General features: G+C 58.2%; 15 protein-coding genes. 9 read left to right on the forward strand and 6 right to left on the reverse strand.

What is annotated here, in order from left to right; genetic code table 11:
• Positions 1-77: 77 nt before the first annotated feature.
• Positions 78-905 carry a response regulator gene (locus ACZ5FM_RS05155; RefSeq protein WP_192487629.1) on the forward strand — a complete coding sequence of 276 codons (828 nt, stop codon included), beginning with the start codon at positions 78-80 and terminating at the stop codon, positions 903-905.
• A 229-nt stretch (positions 906-1,134) separates the two neighbouring features.
• Positions 1,135-2,367 carry an adenylate/guanylate cyclase domain-containing protein gene (locus ACZ5FM_RS05160; protein WP_441296659.1) on the forward strand — a complete coding sequence of 411 codons (1,233 nt, stop codon included), beginning with the start codon at positions 1,135-1,137 and terminating at the stop codon, positions 2,365-2,367.
• Between the two features lie 46 nt (positions 2,368-2,413).
• Here ACZ5FM_RS05160 and ACZ5FM_RS05165 read toward each other — a convergent pair whose 3' ends face one another.
• From ACZ5FM_RS05165 to ACZ5FM_RS05190, 6 genes are all read right to left on the reverse strand, one after another.
• A complete protein-coding gene (locus tag ACZ5FM_RS05165) occupies positions 2,414-3,640 on the reverse strand; it encodes a GNAT family N-acetyltransferase (protein ID WP_464039883.1) in 1,227 nt (408 codons plus the stop codon).
• A 101-nt stretch (positions 3,641-3,741) separates the two neighbouring features.
• Positions 3,742-4,878, reverse strand: coding sequence for an LLM class flavin-dependent oxidoreductase (locus ACZ5FM_RS05170; RefSeq protein WP_464039884.1), 1,137 nt, complete (start codon positions 4,876-4,878; stop codon positions 3,742-3,744).
• 61 nt (positions 4,879-4,939) lie between these two features.
• Complete coding sequence (locus ACZ5FM_RS05175) at positions 4,940-6,592, reverse strand: dipeptide ABC transporter ATP-binding protein (RefSeq protein WP_464039885.1); 1,653 nt, start codon at positions 6,590-6,592, stop codon at positions 4,940-4,942.
• Positions 6,589-7,428, reverse strand: coding sequence for an ABC transporter permease (locus ACZ5FM_RS05180; protein WP_192487634.1), 840 nt, complete (start codon positions 7,426-7,428; stop codon positions 6,589-6,591). Before ACZ5FM_RS05180 ends, ACZ5FM_RS05175 begins: the two co-directional genes overlap by 4 nt.
• Positions 7,425-8,468, reverse strand: coding sequence for an ABC transporter permease (locus ACZ5FM_RS05185; RefSeq protein WP_464039886.1), 1,044 nt, complete (start codon positions 8,466-8,468; stop codon positions 7,425-7,427). The genes ACZ5FM_RS05180 and ACZ5FM_RS05185 overlap by 4 nt, the downstream gene beginning before the upstream one ends.
• The gene (locus tag ACZ5FM_RS05190) at positions 8,468-10,054 is read right to left on the reverse strand and encodes an ABC transporter substrate-binding protein (RefSeq protein WP_464039888.1); all 1,587 of its coding nucleotides are present in this window, start codon (positions 10,052-10,054) and stop codon (positions 8,468-8,470) included. Before ACZ5FM_RS05190 ends, ACZ5FM_RS05185 begins: the two co-directional genes overlap by 1 nt.
• A gap of 328 nt (positions 10,055-10,382) precedes the next feature.
• Between ACZ5FM_RS05190 and ACZ5FM_RS05195 the strand changes: the two genes are divergently transcribed.
• The 7 genes from ACZ5FM_RS05195 (at position 10,383) to ACZ5FM_RS05225 (ending at position 19,323) form a co-directional block, all read left to right on the forward strand.
• Positions 10,383-12,140, forward strand: coding sequence for an ABC transporter substrate-binding protein (locus ACZ5FM_RS05195; protein WP_464039889.1), 1,758 nt, complete (start codon positions 10,383-10,385; stop codon positions 12,138-12,140).
• A 4-nt stretch (positions 12,141-12,144) separates the two neighbouring features.
• Positions 12,145-13,758: a dipeptide ABC transporter ATP-binding protein gene (locus ACZ5FM_RS05200; RefSeq protein ID WP_464039890.1), complete on the forward strand. Its 1,614-nt coding sequence runs from the start codon at positions 12,145-12,147 to the stop codon at positions 13,756-13,758.
• Positions 13,748-14,680, forward strand: coding sequence for an ABC transporter permease (locus ACZ5FM_RS05205; RefSeq protein ID WP_464039891.1), 933 nt, complete (start codon positions 13,748-13,750; stop codon positions 14,678-14,680). Before ACZ5FM_RS05200 ends, ACZ5FM_RS05205 begins: the two co-directional genes overlap by 11 nt.
• A 3-nt stretch (positions 14,681-14,683) precedes the next feature.
• Positions 14,684-15,667 (forward strand): ABC transporter permease, encoded by a 984-nt coding sequence (locus ACZ5FM_RS05210; protein ID WP_464039892.1) that lies wholly within the window; start codon positions 14,684-14,686, stop codon positions 15,665-15,667.
• A gap of 159 nt (positions 15,668-15,826) precedes the next feature.
• Positions 15,827-17,077, forward strand: coding sequence for an acyl-CoA dehydrogenase family protein (locus ACZ5FM_RS05215; RefSeq protein ID WP_259145070.1), 1,251 nt, complete (start codon positions 15,827-15,829; stop codon positions 17,075-17,077).
• A gap of 11 nt (positions 17,078-17,088) precedes the next feature.
• Positions 17,089-18,012, forward strand: a complete 924-nt coding sequence (locus ACZ5FM_RS05220) for a hypothetical protein (protein WP_464039893.1) — start codon at positions 17,089-17,091, stop codon at positions 18,010-18,012.
• A 21-nt stretch (positions 18,013-18,033) separates the two neighbouring features.
• Positions 18,034-19,323, forward strand: a complete 1,290-nt coding sequence (locus ACZ5FM_RS05225) for an NtaA/DmoA family FMN-dependent monooxygenase (protein WP_464039894.1) — start codon at positions 18,034-18,036, stop codon at positions 19,321-19,323.
• Positions 19,324-19,469 lie beyond the last annotated feature (146 nt).

Raw genomic sequence — 19,469 nt, forward strand, 5'->3', positions numbered from 1 at the left:
ATACGCGATTAATTATTCCGCAAAAACTATTGGTTACAGTCCGGCGCAGAGGGGCTTTGTCCACAACCGGGGGTGTCATGAACTTTTTAGGAATTACCGGGATGCAATATTCCGGTGTACCGTTTTCTGCGCAACGCATCATTCTTGCCGAAGACACCAACGTCTTTACCCAGCTGGTCAGCACACGCCTGATGGATATGTTGGGTGTACAGGTTACCATTTGCCGCAACTTCGAAGAGTTGCAGGAAGCTTATGATGCCGCAGATGGTCCGATTGATTTGGCGATTTCCAACATCAATCTGCCGGGCGCTGAAAACGGCGAGGCGCTGGAATATCTGATCGATCTTTCCGTGCCGACCATCGTGTTCACCAGCACGTTCCATGAGGCGACCCGCGAAAAGCTGATTGCCAAGGATGTGGTCGATTACATCATCAAGGACAATGTGTTTGCCGTGGATATGTTGACGGAATCGGTTTGCCGTTTCCTGACCAACAGCCGCCATCACGTTCTGATCGTGGACGATAGCCCAACCGCGCGTGCGCTACTGTCCAGCCGTTTGAAGCGTTATAACTTCCGCGTCAGCCTGGCCGAAAGCGGTGCCAAGGCGCTGCAGATCCTCAAGGACAACCCGGATATCGGCCTTGTCGTGACGGATTACAACATGCCTGATATTGACGGTTTTGAACTGACGCGCCGCATTCGCACCATGCGCGGTTCGCATGAATTGCGTGTAATCGGTGTGTCGTCATCGACCAATCGTCTGTTGTCGGCACGCTTCCTGAAGGCCGGCGGCAATGATTTCATGCTGCGACCTTTTATCGATGAAGAGTTCTATTGCCGCGTCAACCAGAACCTCGACACGCTGGTACAGATCCGCATGGCAAAGGTCGGTCGCGCCGCCTAAGTGGTTGATATTGTAAGCTTAAATTCTAAAAACGCCCTCTATGGCAACATAGGGGGCGTTTCGCCGTTTTGACTGCCGGTGCGATATTTTTGCTTCGCCAGCGAATAATTAGGCCGCCATTTTCTTTCGCTCCTTGTTGGTGGCGAAATTCGTTCCTATCTTCACCCCGTAGCGTGTGGGGAGGATGCGCGGGAGAATGGCTGGCTTTTTTCAAAAGCCTGCTGAGCAAATGGAGCATTCCTTGGATATCACTGAACAGGCTGCGCAGGTTAAGCCCCTTGCGCCTTGGCCTACCACCCCGAACGATATTCTTGACTGGCTGATCAACGGAACCAGCCAGGAGCCCTTTATTGACCATTTGCTGAAAGGCCTGTGTGAGCGCATTGCCGCCTACGGCCTTCCACTGGCCCGCTCGTCCATGCATTTCAGAACCCACCATCCGGAATGGTTGGGTGCGCGCCTTTTGTGGGAAACGGGCTTTGACGAAGTCCAGATCGACATGTTTGGCCGTGATATGCTGCGCAGCGGCCAGTACATCAAAAGCCCGGTCAACGAAATCCTCGATGGTGCCGACGAGCTTCGCAAGAAGCTGGACAAAGAGATTGAGAATGGTGGCTGGCACGATTTTTATCATGAGCTGAAGCAGCAGGGCATTACCGATTATGTTGCCTGGCCGGTGATCCACACCCGTGGAAAACGCCATGTGGTGACTTTTGCCACCAAACAGCAGGGTGGTTTTTCGCCTGAACATATCGTCTTTCTGAAAGACCTTCTGCCGGTGTTGTCAATGGTGACGGAAATCCGCGTCAAGAACATCATGGCGCGGACTTTCTTGGAGACCTATGTCGGCCCTCACGCCAGTGAACAGATTTTGGCTGGTGCAATCACCAGAGGCTCGGGTGCTACCATGAGCGCCGCCATCATGATCTGCGACCTTCGTGGCTTTACCGAAATCTCAGATCTCTGGCCACGCGATGACGTGATTGAAATGCTTAACGGCTATTTCGATGCACTTTCCGAGCCGGTTGAAAATCACGGTGGCGAAATCCTCAAATTCATGGGCGATGGTCTGCTTGCTGTTTTCCCGATGGACAATGAAAATGCCTGCCACAATCTGCTGGAGGCGATCCGCGAAGGCCAGAAGGGCATGGAACGTCTGAATGCCGAAAACCAGCGGCGCGACAAGCCTAACCTGCGTTACGGCGTTGGCGTGCATGTCGGGGACGTGATGTATGGCAATATCGGCTCTAAGCGACGGCTGGATTTCACAGCCATCGGCCCGGCGGTCAACATCGCATCGCGGCTGGAAAGCCTGACCAAGGAAGTCGGCCACTCTGTGCTGTTCTCCAAGGAGTTTGCGAAAAAATCCGGTCACTGGAAAGAGTTGAAGCCGCTTGGCAGTTTCATGCTGCGCGGTCTCGGCGAACCTTTCGAGGTCTATGCCATGCCCGAAGAAAGCTGATCGAAGAAAACTGATTCAGCACCCGCGCATTTTCCGCTGCATTCCCTCAGAATGAGATGCCCGAATGTGGCTTCTGTTCTGTCGCAAAGACCCTGTCGAGCGCATCGATATCGGCGCGGTCACCGCGCAGGCGACCGGACGCAGCTAGTGACCAGGCCGGGGATGCGCCAAACACCAGTTCCGTCAACGTGTCGATTGGCAGGCTGATCTTTGGTGTCTCACTCGATTTTGCCGCGCCATCTGCGCCAACCGTCCACGCGCCATTATTGTCTGCGATCAGCGGATCGGTGACCTCTATCACCACACGGGCCTTGCTGTCGTAAGACCGGGCGTTCAGCAGCTTCTGCAGATCGAGTGGGCGTATCCAGCTTTCATCACGCAGCTCCGAGGTCTGAACGGCGCGCAGATTTTCGACCAGCCGCGGCAATGGATCATCGACGGGACGTGATGGCAAAATGACCTTGTGCAGAATATCCTGCGACAACACATGGCCGAGTAGCGCCCGCCAGGCATCGTCATCATGAGCGATCAGATCATCGACAATGGCCGTGCGCTGCGTTGAGGTAAACCAGTTGTCCGTTGCCTGAATATGGAAACGGATATAACCGCGTTCCGCCCCTTCAGCGCCAACCACCACGGCATGATGCGGGGTGGATGCACGTCGGGTGCGAAACTCCTGAATTTTCCACCAGCCGTCCCAGCGTTGCAGGCTGGCGGAACGTGGCGAGGGCGCTGCAGCGGCAACCCTCCGGAACAGGTCAAAACTCTCATAGGCATCAACCACGCGCAAGTCCTTGCGCCGCTCTGGCCGTGGTCGCCCGCCATTGGCAAGGTCAACATCCTGCCGCACCGCCCAGGAGGCGATGCCATATCCGTAACGTCCATAGATACGCGCGTCCGATGCACGCAGGCCCGCCACCACATAACCTTCGGCTTGGGCGCGCTTTAACTGCTCGCTTAACAGCGTACGGGCAATGCCGTTGCGTGTCTGGGTCGGGGCGACGCCAACATGTGTCACTGCGAGGTGACTGACGTAATTGCCACCGGGTAGGGCAACAGAACCGCCATAACCATTGACCACGCCCTGCAGCTCACCATCGATAAATCCACCAAGCGGTGAACCGCTTTCCAGATAGGCGGTTTCGACCTTCGCATCGGCGTGACCAATGTCGCCAATGCCAAGCATGGCTTGACGAAACTGGGCAAAGGCCTGTCGCTTTTCTTGCGTGCTGGTAAGGGCGCGAACCTCTATCGGGCGGGTCTGTTCAGTCATGTGGGGTATCCCGAAAATTGAAAGCAGCAAGGCATGCGCACTGCATTATCAATGCGCAGCCGTCTTTTGTGTCCTGTCAGGGCAGGACACCAGTCTCTACATCACGACACCGGTGCCAGCAGACCACGGGATTTCAGGCGGGCGGCAGCGCCTTCACCGAAATGCCATGCTTCTTCCAAATGCGGTTGGCCGGAGAAGATGAAATGATCAAACCCTGCCTTGTGGTAGGTCTCGATCAGGTCTGCCACCTGTTCATGGCTTCCGACCAGCGCGGTTCCTGCGCCACCGCGCACGAGGCCGTAACCGGACCACACACCGGGATGGATTTGCAGTTCACGGGCTGATTTTGGCAGGCCATCCCGTTCGGCATGCAGCGCCCTCATATGGCTTTGGCCGACGGATTCCGATTTTGCCGCGAGGCTTTTGGCGTTTGCCACCTGATCAGGGGAAACCCAACCGAGCAGCTTGTCGGCCACCGCCCATGCCTCATCTTCGGTGTCGCGGGAAATCACATGCAGGCGAATGCCAAATTTCAGGTCGCGACCCTTCGCCGCCGCCTGCGCCTTCAGCTTTTTGATGTTGTCAGCTTCAAGTTCTGGCTGACGCCCCCAGACCAGATAAACGTCGGAATGCGAGGTGGCGACTTCGGTTGCTGCACCGCTTGCGCCACCAAAAAAGATCTGCGGCAGGCCGTAAGGGGCCGCATTGATGCGCGCTTCGCGGATGTCGTAATGTTTGCCCTTGAAGGAAAACGGCTCTTGGGCGGTTTCGTCGGAGACGCCGCGCAGCACCTGAATGAACTCTGCCGTCCGCTCGTAGCGTGCATCGTGGTCGAGGTGGTCGCCAAACCGCGCCTGTTCAAAACGGTCACCGCCGGTCACCACGTTGAGCAGCAAACGACCCTGCGTCACCCGTTGGAAGGTAGCGGCCTGATGCGCAACCAGAGTTGGCGAAATCAGACCGGGGCGAAAGGCCACCAGAAATTTCAACCGTTTTGTCTCGGCAGACAGGGCCGCGGTGGCAATCCATGCGTCTTCGCACCACGTGCCGGTTGGGGTCAGCACAGCGTGAAAGGGCTGAGCTTCGGCCGCCCGTGCAACCTCACCAAGATAGGCGAGGGTGGGGGCGCGGTAACCGCCGGCAAAGTCGATAAGGTGGCTGTCATTGCCCGAACCAGTCAGTCCGCGGCTGTCGCCATTGGTTGGCAGATACCAGTGAAGATGAATTTTGCCACTCATGACCGGGTCTCCGAAGCGACCGATGAAGGTCGCTTCCGTCTTGATGAAATGCTGTTATGTGTCATGCGAAGTCTCGTTGTGTGAAGGAAGGAACCCGATGGTTTGCCTGTTCACGCCGGCCGGGTACGGCGGCGATGAGGGCGCGGGCATAGTCTGATTTTGGCGCGCGAATGAGCGCGTCGGCGGGAGCAACCTCGACAATCTGGCCGCGCTGCATCACCGCAATCCGGTCGGCAATCGAGGCGGCAACGCGCAGGTCGTGGGTGATGAACAGCATCGACAGGCCAAATTCCTTTTGCAGTTCAGTCAGCAACGTCAGAACCTGCGCCTGCACCGAAACATCAAGTGCCGAGACCGGTTCATCGGCCACCAGCAGTTTGGGCTGCAACATCAAGGCGCGCGCCAGTGCGATACGCTGGCGCTGGCCGCCGGAAAAGGCGTGCGGCTTGCGGTCGGCTGCCCGCACATCGATGCCCACGCGCTGCAAAAGCTCGTTCATCCGTGCTTCTGCATCATCCTTGCTGGCCCCGAAATGCAGAACAGCCTCCGTCAGGATACGGCGAATGCTGTGGCGCGGGTTAAGCGAGGACTGAGGATCCTGAAACACCATCTGCACCAGCGGCCGCCGCTCACGCGTAAACAGATCTTTGGCGCTGACGATGTCCTCTCCGGCAAACCGGAAGGTGCCGGCATCCCTTTCGATAAGCCCGGTAATCACCTGACCGAGCGTTGATTTGCCGGAACCGCTTTCCCCGACCAGAGCAAGCGTCTCACCTTCTCGCAGCAGCAGGTCAACGCCACCAAGCGCTGCCACCGGTTCACGTGCTGCGCGTAGCAGGCGGCGCGGGGCAGCATGGGTCTTGCGGATGCCGTCAAGCTGAAGCAGCACCGAACCGTTGACCGGTGGGCGATGTCTTTTGTCATCAAGGTCAGGCACAGCCGCCAGCAATCGGCGCGTATAGGGGTGCTGTGGATGCACCAACAGATCGGCGGCACTGCCAGCCTCAACGATTTCGCCGTTTTCCATCACCACGATACGGTCGGCAATGTCGGCAACCACCCCAAAGTCGTGGGTGATGAACAGCACCGCAAGGCCGCGCTTTTCACGCAGATCAATGATCAGCCTGAGGATCTCGGACTGGGTGGTAACATCCAGCGCCGTGGTCGGCTCATCGGCAATCAGCAGTTCCGGTTCGCAGGCAATGGCCATGGCAATCGCCACCCGCTGCCGCTGCCCGCCCGACAGTTCATGCGGATATCGCTGGCCGATCTTGTCGGGCTCCGGCAGTTTCATAGCCGCAAACAGTGCGGCGATCTTGTCTTTCGGTGCCGGAAAGCCATGGGCCTCAAGTGTTTCCGCCACCTGACGACCAACCGTCAACAGCGGGTTAAGGGCGGTCATCGGCTCCTGAAAAATATAGCCAATGCGCGCGCCACGCAGTTTGCGCAGCTGCACGTCATTGAGGGACAGAACGTCTTGTCCGTCAAAGGTCAGGGTACCGCCTGTAATCTTCAATGTGTTGCCGGGCAACAGGCCGGCAATGGCAGAGGCGAGAACCGATTTACCTGAACCGCTTTCACCCACGATGCACAGCACTTCGCCGCGTTCAATCGACACCGTTGCATTGGAAACCGCAAGTGATCGGTCTGCGCCCTTGGGGAGGGCGATGTTGAGCCTGTCTATGGCAACAAGCGGGGGGTGTTTCTGGCTCATGGCTGATGCCTCCCGGCATGTTTGGGGTCCAGCCAGCGCTCCAGCCCGTCACCAACCAGATTAAAGGCCAGCACGGTGAGGAAAATTGCCAACCCCGGCAGGGTGGAAAGCCACCAGTTGACGCTGAACGAGGTACGGCCAGAGGCCAGCAGAAAACCCCAGGACACGGAATCGCGGCTGCCAAGCCCAAGAAAGCTGATGCCGGATTCAATCATCACAGCGCCTGCAATCAGCAGTGAGGCCTGCACCACCACCTGTGGCAGCACATTTGGCAGCACATGCAAAATGGCGATACGCAGATGCGACAGGCCACTGACCCGCGCCGCTCGTACCCAGTCGAGACGCCGTATCGACAGCACTTCGGCCCGCACAATGCGGACGATGGGCGGCCATGAGATGAGCGCGATTGCAAACACCACAGTCCAGCGGGTTGGTGAGAGAATGGCAACGATCATGATCGTCAGCAGAAAACCGGGGATCGTCTGGAAAAACTCGGTGATACGAATGATCAACTCGTCGGCAATTTCACCGAAATAACCGGCCAGCAGCCCAAGCGTCACACCAAGGCTGACGGCAAACGCCACGACACTGACAGCCACGGCCAGCGTTGCCCGGCTGCCATGCACAAGACCGGCGGTCAGGTCACGTCCCAGCATGTCGGTACCGGCCGGGAAACCGGGCGAGAGAGGCGGCAGGTTTGGCCGGGCGACCATACGCCATGGATCACCGGGGTAGATCAGGTCTGCAAAAATCACCAGAAATGCCAGTGCGGCCAACACCACAAAACCGAAAATCACGGGTGGTCTGAGCAGGGGATGGTTTGGCCAAAAGTTCATACCGTTCCCTCCCGGTCTAGGCGCGGGTCAATCAGTCGGTAGGCGGCATCGGCAATCAGATTGGCGAGGATCACTCCGAAGGACGACACGATGAACACCGCAAGAAGCACATTGTAGTCACGGGTGGTCAGCGCGTTGAAGGCCAGCCGGCCGATGCCTGGCCATGCAAAAACCGTCTCAACAAGGATCGAACCGCCAATCAGCTGGCCAGCCTGCAAGGCGGCAATGGTAATCGTCGGAAGCAGGGCGTTGCGCAACAGATGGTCACGCCAGATGCGCCAGGGCGACAGACCCTTGGCCCGCGCCGTGCGAATGAAATCCATGCCGGACACCTGAAGCAGTGCGGTGCGCGATACCCGGGCGTGAATCGACATATGGAAAAGGCCGAGTGTCAGCACGGGCAGCACCATATGGGCCAGACGATTGACAAAGGCTGGCCATCCGCCTTGCGAGGCGATTGCGGGTGTTTCCATGCCGTAGGATGGCAGCCAGCCGAGCTTGACGGCAAAGATGATGATGAAGACAAGGCCGACCCAGAACATCGGCATGGCAAAAAATGCCACCGATATCGTGGTGATGACGCCATCCAGCGCCGAACCCGGTTTTCTGGCTGCAAGGGCACCCAGTGTCACGCCGAGAACGACCGAGAACAGAAAACCGCTGATCGTCAGAACAAGCGTTGCCGGAACTTTTTCCAGCACGATGTCAATCACCGGTCGCTGGTCACGATAGGACAGTCCAAAATCGAATGTCGCGACACTCTGCAGATATTTCCACAGTTGCAGATAGACCGGCCCATCCAGTCCGAGGTGACGGCGCAAGTCTTCGACAAAGGCCGGGTCACTGCCACCCTGGTCGCCAGCCAGAATGAGCGCCGGATCACCCGGCGCCAGACGCAGCAGCAGGAAACTGCCGATGACCACGAACAGCAGTGTCAACAGCGCCTTGGAAAGCCGCAGCCCAATGGCGTAGGCGGCAAGTGCCGACCGGCCTCCGAGTGCAGGGTGGTGCCCCTGCGCCGTGTTTTGCCTTGCCGCCATTACTTCTTCAGCCAGACATTGGCGAAATTGTCATCGGTGCCGAGCGCCGTGGTGATGAGGTCCTGAACCTTGTCGCGATAGAGCGTCGGGAAGACAATGTCGTGGGTCCAAACCATCGGTACATCCTGCGACAGGATCTTCTGGACCTTGGAGTAGATTTCCTTGCGCTTTGCGTCATCCTGCTCGTGCGCCCCCTGATCGAGCAGAGCATCCACTTCCGGGTTGGAATAACCGTTGATGTTACCGCCGGTGCTGCCGGCATTGTCACCCTTGACGGTCTTGTAACCGTAGGAAATGCCAATACCCGGATCGGCGGTGGTGTAAACGAAGTTCTGGGCAATATCGTATTCGAAAGTGGTCAGGCGCTTGAACCAACCGGCAACGTCAACGGACTGGATATCCACCTTGATACCAACGGCACCTAGCGCCTCGCGCAGATATTCCGCCTGCCGCGACCACAATTCACCATAGGGTAGAGGCACCAGCTTCAGGGTGAAACGTGTACCGTCGGCACCAGCCTTGTATCCTGCCTCATCCAGCAAAGCGGCGGCCTTTTCCGGATCATAAGAATAGGTCGTCTCGACGCTTGTGTCCTTGTAGGCCGACAGGCTGGAGAACGGGCCGTTGATCGGCTTGCCGTAACCCGCAAAGATGGTGTTGATGATGAAGTCGCGATCGATCGCCTGGGTGATCGCCTGACGAACTTTCTGGTTGGCAAGAACCGGATTGCGGTTGTTGATGTGCACGTAACCGATTGGCTGCAGGAACTCCCAGCCACCCTCGTTGACGGCAACACCTTCAAGCGCCGAGAGGCGGGGAATGTCGAAGTTCTCGACGTCACCCGAGCGAAGTACATCGACCTGTCCGGTTTCAAACGCAATGGCGCGGGAATTGGCATCCGGCACAATCTGGAAGTCTATTTCATCAAGATAGGGTTTGCCCGCATCCCAATATTTATCGTTGCGAACCAGGCGGATGATGCTGCCTTTTTTCCACTCCGAGAACTTGAACGGGCCGGTGCCGATAAATTCGGAATTTGCAGGCGCGGTGCGCAGATCGGTAACGCCGACATATTTATGAGCCGGAACGATAGCCACGTTGAGTGACCAGAGGAAGGCCGGGTAGGGTGCCTTGAGGGTAAAGACGACTGTTAGATCGTCAGGCGTTTCGATGTGGTCGATCTGGGCGCTGAGATCTTTTGAGCGTGCATGCTGTATTGGCAGGAAATCGCCGATGCTGAAGGCGACATCCTTTGATGTGAAGGGCTCACCATCATGCCAGGTAACGCCAGGGCGCAGCTTGAACGTATAGGTCTTGCCATCGGCGGAAATCTCCCAGCTTTCCGCCAGCCGCGGAATAGGGGCGATCTCCTTGGCCGAATAACCAAGCAGCGAATCATAGATCTTGTTGCCGACAAAGGTCGCCGGACCCAGGCGGTTGATGCCGGGATTGAGCGAGATGGGCTCCGGCTGGACGATCAGGTTCAGTGTTCCGCCACTTTCAGCTGCAAAGGCTGCCGACGATAATGCGGCGCCGACAAGTGCCCCGGTTAAACCAAGCGTAAATGATCTCCAGCTGCGTGCCATTCTTCCAGAATCCTTAATTTCTATAATTTTTATAGATATGATACATAAACGAGCGGAAGGCGCGGCATGTCTGTTCTAAATTTTTGCCGATAAATGAAAATCTTCTATCGCCGAGCACCGACCCGGCATGATTTTCGTCATCTGATGATCCGCAGTTTCGAGGCATGCGTACAGGCTGCAGAACGGGCAGGGCGGAAGTCTATTCCGCAGATTGCTTCTTAAACAGGCAGATATTTCCCCCTGAGCTGAGAAGTTTGGAAGTTTGCAACATTCTCGGAATGCCTAAAATCTATAAATATTATAGACATTATCAATTAAGGTTATTCCGATGAAATCTCATTCTCACCGCTCAGCACTGGGACGTGTTGCGTCGAGCCTTGCCATTATCGTTGCGCTTGGGGGACAGGCGCTGGCAAGTGAGCCGCAATATGGCGGTACGCTGCGCATTGCCTCCCTGCAGGCGGATCTCGATGCGTTCGATCCGCTGACCGGTTACAGCACGGATTCCTGGGAAATCCTGCGTGCTGTTACCCGCCAGCTGGTCACCTATCCCGGCGCATCCACCGACATCAAGGACGATACAAAGCTGGTGCCGGACCTTGCCAAGTCCTGGGACGTGTCTGATGAAGGCAAGACCTATACCTTTCATCTGAAAGACGACGTCTTCTTTTCCGGACCGATTGACCGCAAGATTGTAGCAGGCGATTTCGTCTACAATATCAAGCGCTTCTGTGATCCAAACAAGCAGGTTGCCGCCATCAACTACTTCAACCTGGCGATCTCAGGCTTCAAGGCCTATTGCGAAGAATTTGCCAAGGTTCCGACCGGTGATCTCACTGCAACCAAGGCCTTCATCGACGCCCACGAAATCTCTGGCGTCAGCGCCCCTGACGACAAGACGCTGGTCATCAAGTCGGATTCGAAGAACTACGACTTCCTCAACATTCTCTCGATGAACTTCGTGTCGCCACTGCCACCGGAAGTCGCGTCGAAATATTTCCCTGACTCAGCCGAGTTCCGCAAGAACTTCCCGTCCAGCGGTCCTTATTACGTTGATAGCTATCAGGACGGCCAGAAGCTGGTTTTGAAAAAGGCCAAGAACTTCAAGCCGGAAAGTGACGAGGCCCGCAAAGCCTATGTCGATGAGATCGTCGTTGATTTTACTGCCAATAGCGAAGACAGCATCGTCCAGAAGATTGAGGCAGGTGAGGCGGATCTTTCGCTTTATCTCGACACGCCGCCAAGAACCGCGATCAGACGTTTCCAGACCCAGAAGGCGGAACAGCTGCATTCGTCCAACAGCGGCGCGGCCAACTTCATCACCTTTAATGCTCGCCCGGAAGCACAGAGCGACGGTGCCAATGCGTTGAGAAAGCCGGAAGTGCGCCAGGCGCTGACCTATGCCGTCAACCGCGCCCACCTCGTGCAGGTTCAGGGTGGCCCGATTGCCGCCGTGCCGCTGTCGCAGATCATCACCTCGACAATTCTCGGTTATGAGGCGTTTGATCCTTATCCAACCGAAGGCAACAAGGGTGACGCGGCAAAGGCAAAGGAATTGCTTGCCAAGGCTGGCTATCCCAATGGCGTGAAGTTTGATGCGATCTATCGTACCACAGCCCAGTTTGAGGCGATTGCCGTTGCGGTGAAGGAAGATGTGGCTGCGGCCGGTATCGAGCTGAACCTGATCCCGGTTCCACCGACCCAGTGGTACGCCTTCATTCAGGATGCCAAGAGCAGATGGGACATCTCGCTTGGTGGCCAGTTTGCGCCAGATTGGCAGGGTCCAAGCACCCGTATGCTTCTCGGCGGTTGGTTGAACTCGGATGCCTCGCCATGCGGCACGGGCAACGTCAACTCGATCTGCTACAGCAATGCCGAACTCAACAAGCTGGCAGCCGAGGCATTCCCTTCGGACAATCCAGGTCCGCTGTGGACCAAGGCCGACAAGATCGTCTCCGCCGACATTCCGTGGATCCCGCTGTTTGAAAAGCGCAAGATTGCGATCACCTCTGATCGCATCACCCACTGGGCGTGGTCGTCGCTGGCTGTTCAGGCCGACATCACCAACATTGCAGTGAAGAACTAGTCCGATGAGCGTCTTTTCCGTTCACGATTTGCAGGTTCGTTTTGGCACCGTCGAGGCTGTCAGAGGCGTATCATTTGATGTCGAAGCGGGAAGGACGCTGGCAATTGTCGGTGAGTCCGGATCGGGCAAGAGTGCCAGCCTGCTGGGGGCAGCTGGTCTGATACCAGCCTCGGCAAAGGTTCGCGGCAGTGTTCTCTACCGGGGGCGGGAGATACTGGGCGCGTCACCGGCGGCGTTGCGGAAGATAAGAGGGGCTGAGATCGGCTTTATCTTTCAGGACCCGCTGAGCAACCTTCATCCACTCAAGACGATTGACGACCAGATCGGTGAGGCGATATCGGCGCACCGATCCATCGGCAAAAAGGAGAAGCGCGAGCGTGTTCTCGCGCTTCTCCACGACGTTGAAATTTCAAACCCGGAAAAGCGGCTGGATGATTATCCGCGCCATCTTTCGGGCGGTATGCGCCAGCGCGTGATGATTGCCATTGCCATTGCGCTGAACCCCGGCCTGATCATCGCCGATGAGCCGACCACGGCGCTCGACGTCACTGTTCAGGCATCCATTCTTGATCTGCTGCGACGTCTGCAGGAGAGGCACGGTACCGCACTGGTCTTCGTCAGCCATGATCTGGCTGTCGTGTCCGATATCGCCGATGATGTTGTGGTGATGCGAGACGGTCTTGTGGTCGAACGTGCCGCTGCCGATGCGATCTATACCACACCGAAACATGCCTATACGCGCGAATTGTTGAGTGCGGCGCGGCTGGACGGTCCCAGAAATTATACGCAGCCACCGGCCGTCAGCTCCGCCCAGTCGCTGCTTGACGTGGACGGTCTCAGCCGTTCTTTCGTTGCAGGCCAGCCGGTGCTGGAGGACGTGACGTTTTCGATCGCCAAGGGCGAAATTCTCGGACTGGTCGGTGAGTCCGGGTCGGGAAAATCAACCATCGGTCGGCTGATTGCCGGTCTTGACCGGCCCGATGATGGCTCTATCGCGCTGTCCGGCGTCAATTACGCAAGGGCCGGGCGGCCGACCACGCTGACCGGTGCAGCACGCCGCGACATTCAGGTGGTTTTTCAGGACCCTTACGCCAGCCTCAACCCCAGGCGAAGCGTTGAAGCCATTCTTGGAGACAGTTTCGTGATTGCCGGTGAACGGGACCGCACGCGCCTGCGCCAGCAGGTCCGTCAGTTGCTGGCAGAGGTGGAGCTGCCGGAGGCCATTGCCACGCGTTTCCCTTCACAGCTCTCAGGTGGTCAGCGGCAACGGGTGGCCATTGCACGGGCAATTGCCTCGCGCCCGTCGCTTGTCGTGGCGGATGAGCCGGTGTCGGCGCTCGATATCACCACACAGGCCAAGATCGTCGAGCTGCTGCGTCGCCTGCGCGACCGGCTGGGAATTTCCTTCCTGTTCATTTCGCACGATCTCGGTGTGGTCGGTGAATTGTGCGACCGCGTCATCGTGCTGGAGAAGGGGCATATCGTCGAGGCCGGCCCGACAAGGCGCATCTTCGAGCGGGCAGAGCACGCTTACACAAAGCGTTTGCTGGCCTCGATGCCTGGCGGCAAACGTCAACCCGTCAATACCGTGGTGAAGGCCGTGTCCTATGTCGGTTGATGTTATCGAAGAGGCACCGCGCCGTCACTGGTTGCCGAAATTTGCCGCTGTCTTGTGGCGTGAACGCAGCGTGCGGATTGGCGCGATTATCGTCTTTGCCGTGCTGGTGGCGGCCGTCCTGGCACCTCTGGCCGCCTATCTGACCGGGCATGGCCCGACCGACCTGTTTCCGGATGTGGCGCTGGATGAGATGGGCCTGCCGGTCGGACCATCCTGGGCCTTTCCGCTGGGGGCAGATGGCAACGGTCGTGATGTGTTTGTGCGCACACTTTATGGCGCGCAGATTTCACTGCTGGTCGGCATTCCCGCCACCACGGCAGCGATGATCATTGGGACGCTGATTGGCATGATCAGTGGTTTTCTTGCCGGTCGGGTCGACCGGATCGTCAGTCAGGCCATCGATGTCGCCATGTCGTTTCCGTTTGTTGTCACGGCGCTCAGCCTGCTGTCTTTGAACAGGGGCGAGCAGGGCATGCCGGTAATATCGCCTGTGATTGTCGTTATTCTGGTCATTGCGCTGTTTTCCTGGACCTACTTTGCCCGCCTGACGCGCGGCATGGTGCTGGAACTGCGCTCCAGCCCGATGATTGAGGCATCGCTGGTTTCTGGCGCTTCAAAAGCCCGCATCATCTGTCTCGATATCCTGCCCAACATCCTGCCGACCCTGCTGGTCTATTGGGCTGTGCAGCTTCCGGCCAATATCGTGGCCGAAGCGACGTTGTCCTTTCTCGGGGTTGGTATTCAGGCACCGATGCCAAGCTGGGGCAACATGATTGCCGAGGCGCAGCGCACCTCGCTTTATCAGGACCAGCCCTGGTTTCTGGCCGGCCCCGCACTGGCTCTTTTTCTCACCGTGGTCGGCTTCAATACAATGAGTTCCGGGCTCAGAACCGTGCTCGATCCGCATCAAAGGCGTTTGTAATCCATGACCAGAAACCTTCTTTCCACCGTGTTTCGGTCCGCCTCGACACTCGTCATCGTGCTGATCCTGTCGTTCTTCATCACCCGTATTGCCTATCGCAATCCGGCCGCCATGCTGGCACCGCGCAACGCCACGCAGGAAACCATAGATGGCGTGGCGCGGGCGCTGCGTCTCAACGAACCATGGTATGACCAGCTGTGGTATTACCTGTTCCGCGGGCCGGACATTCAGGGCGCGCCGATGGGGCTGATGCATTGGCCGCCAGCACTCGGCTTTTCCTTCCGCAAACAGGCACCGGTTACTGACCTCATTTTGGCCAAGGCGCCGGTGACGATCTCGCTGGCACTGGGTGCGCTGGTCATCTGGATGACGATATCGATCATTTCAGGCGTTGTCGCCGCACGGTGGCATGGCCGCTTCATCGACCATGTGCTGGCCTTTTTTGCCTATGTCGGCCTGTCCATTCCGACCTTTCTGAGCGGCATTCTGATCTCCTATTTCTTTTTCTACCAGCTGACCAACCACGGCTATGGCTGGTTTCCGAGCAGTGGTTACGTGCCGTTGACGGAAAATCCGCTGGAATGGGCAAGGCACCTTATCCTGCCATGGGCAACGCTGGCGATCGCCGAAATCGGCATTTTCCAGCGCATCGTCAGGGCAGGCATGCTCGACGTGCTCGGCCAGGATTACATCCGCACCGCCCGTGCCAAGGGCTTGAGTGAAAGCAGGATCTACCTGTCGCACGCGTTGAAGGCAGCCCTTAATCCGATCATCACGCTGGGTAGGCTTGAGCTTGCCGTCATCATGGGGGGCGCCATCGTCACCGAAACGATCTTCGGCCTCGACGGCATTGGGCGCATGGCGATCACAGCTGCGCTGGACGGCGATTTCCCGCTGGTCATCGGTACGACGATCTTTGCCGCAGCGGTTTTCGTGGTGTGCACCCTGACCGTTGATCTGGTCGCGCAATGGCGTGGTCCGGCGTGACGCCGCGTGACCTGGCCAGTCCTGTTCGACGCGCTGATGGCAGCCCGTGCCGCTCAAACCCGACAATTATGCAGATGGGCCTTCAAGGCCCGTCGCCAACACAACAGACATTTGCGCAGCATCTTTTCCTGATGTTGCGCCATCATGAAGGAGAATGACATGACCGCAGTGGATGCAACGCTTTCCCGCACCTATTTGCGCCCCGCAACTGCCCGGGAAGAGACGCTTGTCGAGCGCTTCCAGCCGGTGTTTGACCGTATTGCCGAAGGCAGTATTGAGCGTGAGCGCAACCGCACCTTTCCTTTTGAACAGGTGCAGTGGCTGAAGGATGCCGATTTCGCTCTGGTGCGTGTGCCAATGGAGTTTGGCGGTTTTGGCGCCTCGCTGGAACAGGTGTTTTACCTGCTGGCCCTGCTGGCAGAAGCAGACGCCAATGTCGCCCATATCTGGCGCAACCATCTGGCCTTTGTCGAAGACCGCCTGAATGCACGGCCATCTGCCGCCAATGAGCGTTGGTTGAAGCGTTTCCGCGACCGTGAATTTGTCGGTGGCGGCTGGACGGAAGCCAATAACGGCACCTATGCCACCATTAAGACCACGGTCACCAAAACCGATGACCATTATCGGGTATCCGGCGCGAAGTTTTATGCCACCGGCAGCCTTTATGCCGACTGGCTGGATGTCATCGGCAAGGACGCCGAAGGCACGCTGATCACCACACTCGTTAACCGCCACCAGCCTGGCGTTGAACTGACGGATGACTGGCCGGGTTTTGGCCAGCGCACGACGGCCAGCGGCAGTGCGGTTTACAAGGATGTCGTGGCGCATGAGGGGGATGTCTTTCCGGCCAGCGAACGTGTTGTCTATCAAGGGCATTTTTACCAGACGGCGCTGTTGGCCGTTCTGACCGGCATTACCCGTGCTGTGCTGCGCGATGGTATCAAGGCGCTCAAATCCCGCGGCCGCAATTACCCGCAGGGCCTTGATCCGGTGCCCGCACAGGATGCGCAGTTGCTTCAGGTTATCGGTGAAGTGTCGGTGCGGGCCTTTACGACCGAAGCAGCACTTCGTCGTGCCGCCAGTTCGCTTGACCTGATTGCCGCCGCCCATGCGGTGGGCAATGTCGAATTGCGTGACCAGCGCGCAACGGCAGGCGAAGTGGCTGTTGCGCAGGCGCAGATCGCCATCGTCGAGAGCACGCTTTATGCTGCCACCCATGTGTTCAACGCGCTTGGTGCATCGGCGACATCGGAGGAAACCGCGCTTGACCGCCACTGGCGCAATGCCCGTACGCTGGCGTCGCATAATCCGGTTGCCTACAAGGCGCGCATCCTCGGTGACTATCTGGTCAACGACAAGTCCCCGGTGTCGAGCATCGCGCGGCTTGGTCGTGGCGGGCAGGGCAACTGAGGAGCGGCGCAATGACAAAACCCTATCTTGCCCTTGCACTGGCCGGGCCGCATTTGCTTCAACTGACCGGCAGCCGTGAACTGCTGTCGCGTTGGGATGCCTTGCCCGTTGCATTCACGGTGCTTGGCATCGACCGCATTGACGGCAGCGAACCTGCATCCGTCACCCTGGCCAGCAGTGCTGCCGGTGCCACACTGGCAGGCGCGACCGAAAATGGCCGTTTCCTGATTGCCGCCGCGCCACAACGGGACCACCCCTATAATCTGGCACGTCGTGTCGCGTCGCTTGCCCATCTCTCCGGCGGGCGCAGTGGTCTGCTTGTCGGCATTCGCGATGCCTATGCACCGGAGGGTCCAAAAGATGCTCCGGCATGGGGCGGGGCAGGGCTTGGCGGTGGCGCACAGCTGAATGCAAAGACAGCCTATGACACAGCCGTTGCCGTGCGGGCTCTGGAGCAAAGCTGGCCGCATGATTCCATCATCGGTGATCGCGATAGCGGCATTCTCGTACAGTCAGATCGTATCGTGCATGTCGATATCGCCAACAGCTTTTCGATTGCCGGGCCGCTCAACGCGCCGGAACCACAAACCGGTGCCTCCGTCATCGCCTGGTATGGCCATACGAAAGCGGATGCACCGCCAGCGGGAGAAGATAACCCGATTGAGCTGGTGCTGGGTGGCGCAGGTACCGTGCCTGTCGTTTCCCTGGGAGAGACGCCTCCCACCGATGCTGTGTCCGGTGTCTTGTTGAAAGCAGGCAACGAGCAATCGGTGCGGGAGTTGCTGGATGTCGCCGAGCGCTGGCTGGCGGATGGTTTTGCACCAACCGCGCCTGGCGGTTCGCTCCGGGACGCCCTCAACCTTTCGGCGCCACGACCGCTGCCATCGACGGTGCGCCCCGCGTTTCCGGCGCCAAAACCTCACGTCTCTCTGTAGACGGTATTGGAGACATTTCAGATGACAAACAAACGATCTGGCCACGTCCTGCTCGGCATCAACGTGCTGGTTCTCGGATATCTTCCGGCGGCGTGGAAAACCCCATTGCTGGAAAAGGATGCCTTCATTGATCCAGCCTATTGGGAAAATATTGGCAAGACCGCAGAGCGTGGTACGCTGGACGCGCTGTTTCTGGCAGACGGTCCGCTGCTCGGTGACCCGGCCTATGATGCCAATCCGGTACGGCTGGAACCGTCGGTCAACTGGGGGCATGTGGCGGCCGCGACCTCTCGTGTCGGTCTGGTGGCAACGGCCTCTTCAACCTTCAACGATCCGTTTGAACTGGCCGAGCGCTTCTTGTCCTGGGACCACCAGACGGGTGGACGTGCGGCATGGAATGTCGTGACAACCCGTGGTGTACCGGCGGCCCGCAACTTCGGCATTTCAGACATTCCAGCCCGTGATGACCGCTATGAGCGGGCCAGCGAATTTGTCGACGTCGTTCGGGCGCTGTGGGCGTCTGCGGCTAACGGGCGCGACATTGATCACCACGGCGAGTTCTTCGATATTTCCGGGCGCCTGCGTGTGCCACCATCCAAACAGGGCCAGCCAATCATCTTTCAGGCCGGTGGCTCGCCGCAGGGCCGCACACTGGCAGGTCGCATCGCGGAAGGTGTGTTTGCCGCAGAACTGACCAAGGCGCAGGCCATCGAGCATTATCGTCTGGTCAAGGGATTTGCCCGCGACAACGGCCGCTCGCCGGATGATGTGAAAATTCTGCCCGGTCTGTTGCTGAGCCTCGGCAGCACGGAAGAGGAGGCGCGTCGTCGTAGCGATGAAATCCATGACGCCGGTCCGGCATCCTATTCCGTGGGCTGGCTATCGCAGGCCATCGGTTACGATGCCTCGAAACTGGAACTGGACGAACCGTTTCCCGATGAAGTTCTGGGTCCGATCAAGGACGCCAAGACCTTCCTTGGCAGCATCGGTTTTCGTGAATCCATTATCACGCAAATCCGTAAAACCAACCCGACGGTGCGCGAATATCTCAAGCAAACCCGTTACACCGGGTCGGGCCATGCCGGGTTTGTCGGCACGCCGGAACAGCTGGCCGACCACATTGAAGACTGGTTCCATGCCGGGGCCATCGATGGTTTCAACCTGCAGCCGGATCGGCTGATCGATGGTCTGCCGGTTATAGCAGATGAGCTGGTGCCAATTCTGCGCAAGCGTGGCCTCTATCGTCACGAATATGAAACCGAAACGCTGCGGGATCATTTCAAGGCGGCGTCACCAACCCCGGCTTTTTGAGGACGCTGGTTTTCCTCATGCCTTGTGCTTGTCACAGGCATCCAGTCGCCGCGCGTCTGCGCGGCGGAAAGGGTCTTTTCATCCCAAAGACTTGGGATGACTGTGTTCCTGTGACAAGCACAGGGAAGAGGGAGTGTGAGGCACGC

Source organism: Agrobacterium sp. 5Ca50 (assembly GCF_055381905.1).

What these genes read in the sequence shown, in the direction of transcription:
- ACZ5FM_RS05190 (WP_464039888.1), bottom strand. Translation starts at nt 10,054, where the DNA reads ATGGCACGCAGCTGGAGATCATTTACGCTTGGTTTAACCGGGGCACTT.
- ACZ5FM_RS05215 (WP_259145070.1), top strand. Translation starts at nt 15,827, where the DNA reads ATGACCGCAGTGGATGCAACGCTTTCCCGCACCTATTTGCGCCCCGCA.
- ACZ5FM_RS05205 (WP_464039891.1), top strand. Translation starts at nt 13,748, where the DNA reads ATGTCGGTTGATGTTATCGAAGAGGCACCGCGCCGTCACTGGTTGCCG.
- ACZ5FM_RS05225 (WP_464039894.1), top strand. Translation starts at nt 18,034, where the DNA reads ATGACAAACAAACGATCTGGCCACGTCCTGCTCGGCATCAACGTGCTG.
- ACZ5FM_RS05160 (WP_441296659.1), top strand. Translation starts at nt 1,135, where the DNA reads ATGGAGCATTCCTTGGATATCACTGAACAGGCTGCGCAGGTTAAGCCC.
- ACZ5FM_RS05195 (WP_464039889.1), top strand. Translation starts at nt 10,383, where the DNA reads ATGAAATCTCATTCTCACCGCTCAGCACTGGGACGTGTTGCGTCGAGC.
- ACZ5FM_RS05180 (WP_192487634.1), bottom strand. Translation starts at nt 7,428, where the DNA reads ATGAACTTTTGGCCAAACCATCCCCTGCTCAGACCACCCGTGATTTTC.
- ACZ5FM_RS05210 (WP_464039892.1), top strand. Translation starts at nt 14,684, where the DNA reads ATGACCAGAAACCTTCTTTCCACCGTGTTTCGGTCCGCCTCGACACTC.
- ACZ5FM_RS05175 (WP_464039885.1), bottom strand. Translation starts at nt 6,592, where the DNA reads ATGAGCCAGAAACACCCCCCGCTTGTTGCCATAGACAGGCTCAACATC.
- ACZ5FM_RS05200 (WP_464039890.1), top strand. Translation starts at nt 12,145, where the DNA reads ATGAGCGTCTTTTCCGTTCACGATTTGCAGGTTCGTTTTGGCACCGTC.
- ACZ5FM_RS05185 (WP_464039886.1), bottom strand. Translation starts at nt 8,468, where the DNA reads ATGGCGGCAAGGCAAAACACGGCGCAGGGGCACCACCCTGCACTCGGA.
- ACZ5FM_RS05165 (WP_464039883.1), bottom strand. Translation starts at nt 3,640, where the DNA reads ATGACTGAACAGACCCGCCCGATAGAGGTTCGCGCCCTTACCAGCACG.
- ACZ5FM_RS05220 (WP_464039893.1), top strand. Translation starts at nt 17,089, where the DNA reads ATGACAAAACCCTATCTTGCCCTTGCACTGGCCGGGCCGCATTTGCTT.
- ACZ5FM_RS05155 (WP_192487629.1), top strand. Translation starts at nt 78, where the DNA reads ATGAACTTTTTAGGAATTACCGGGATGCAATATTCCGGTGTACCGTTT.
- ACZ5FM_RS05170 (WP_464039884.1), bottom strand. Translation starts at nt 4,878, where the DNA reads ATGAGTGGCAAAATTCATCTTCACTGGTATCTGCCAACCAATGGCGAC.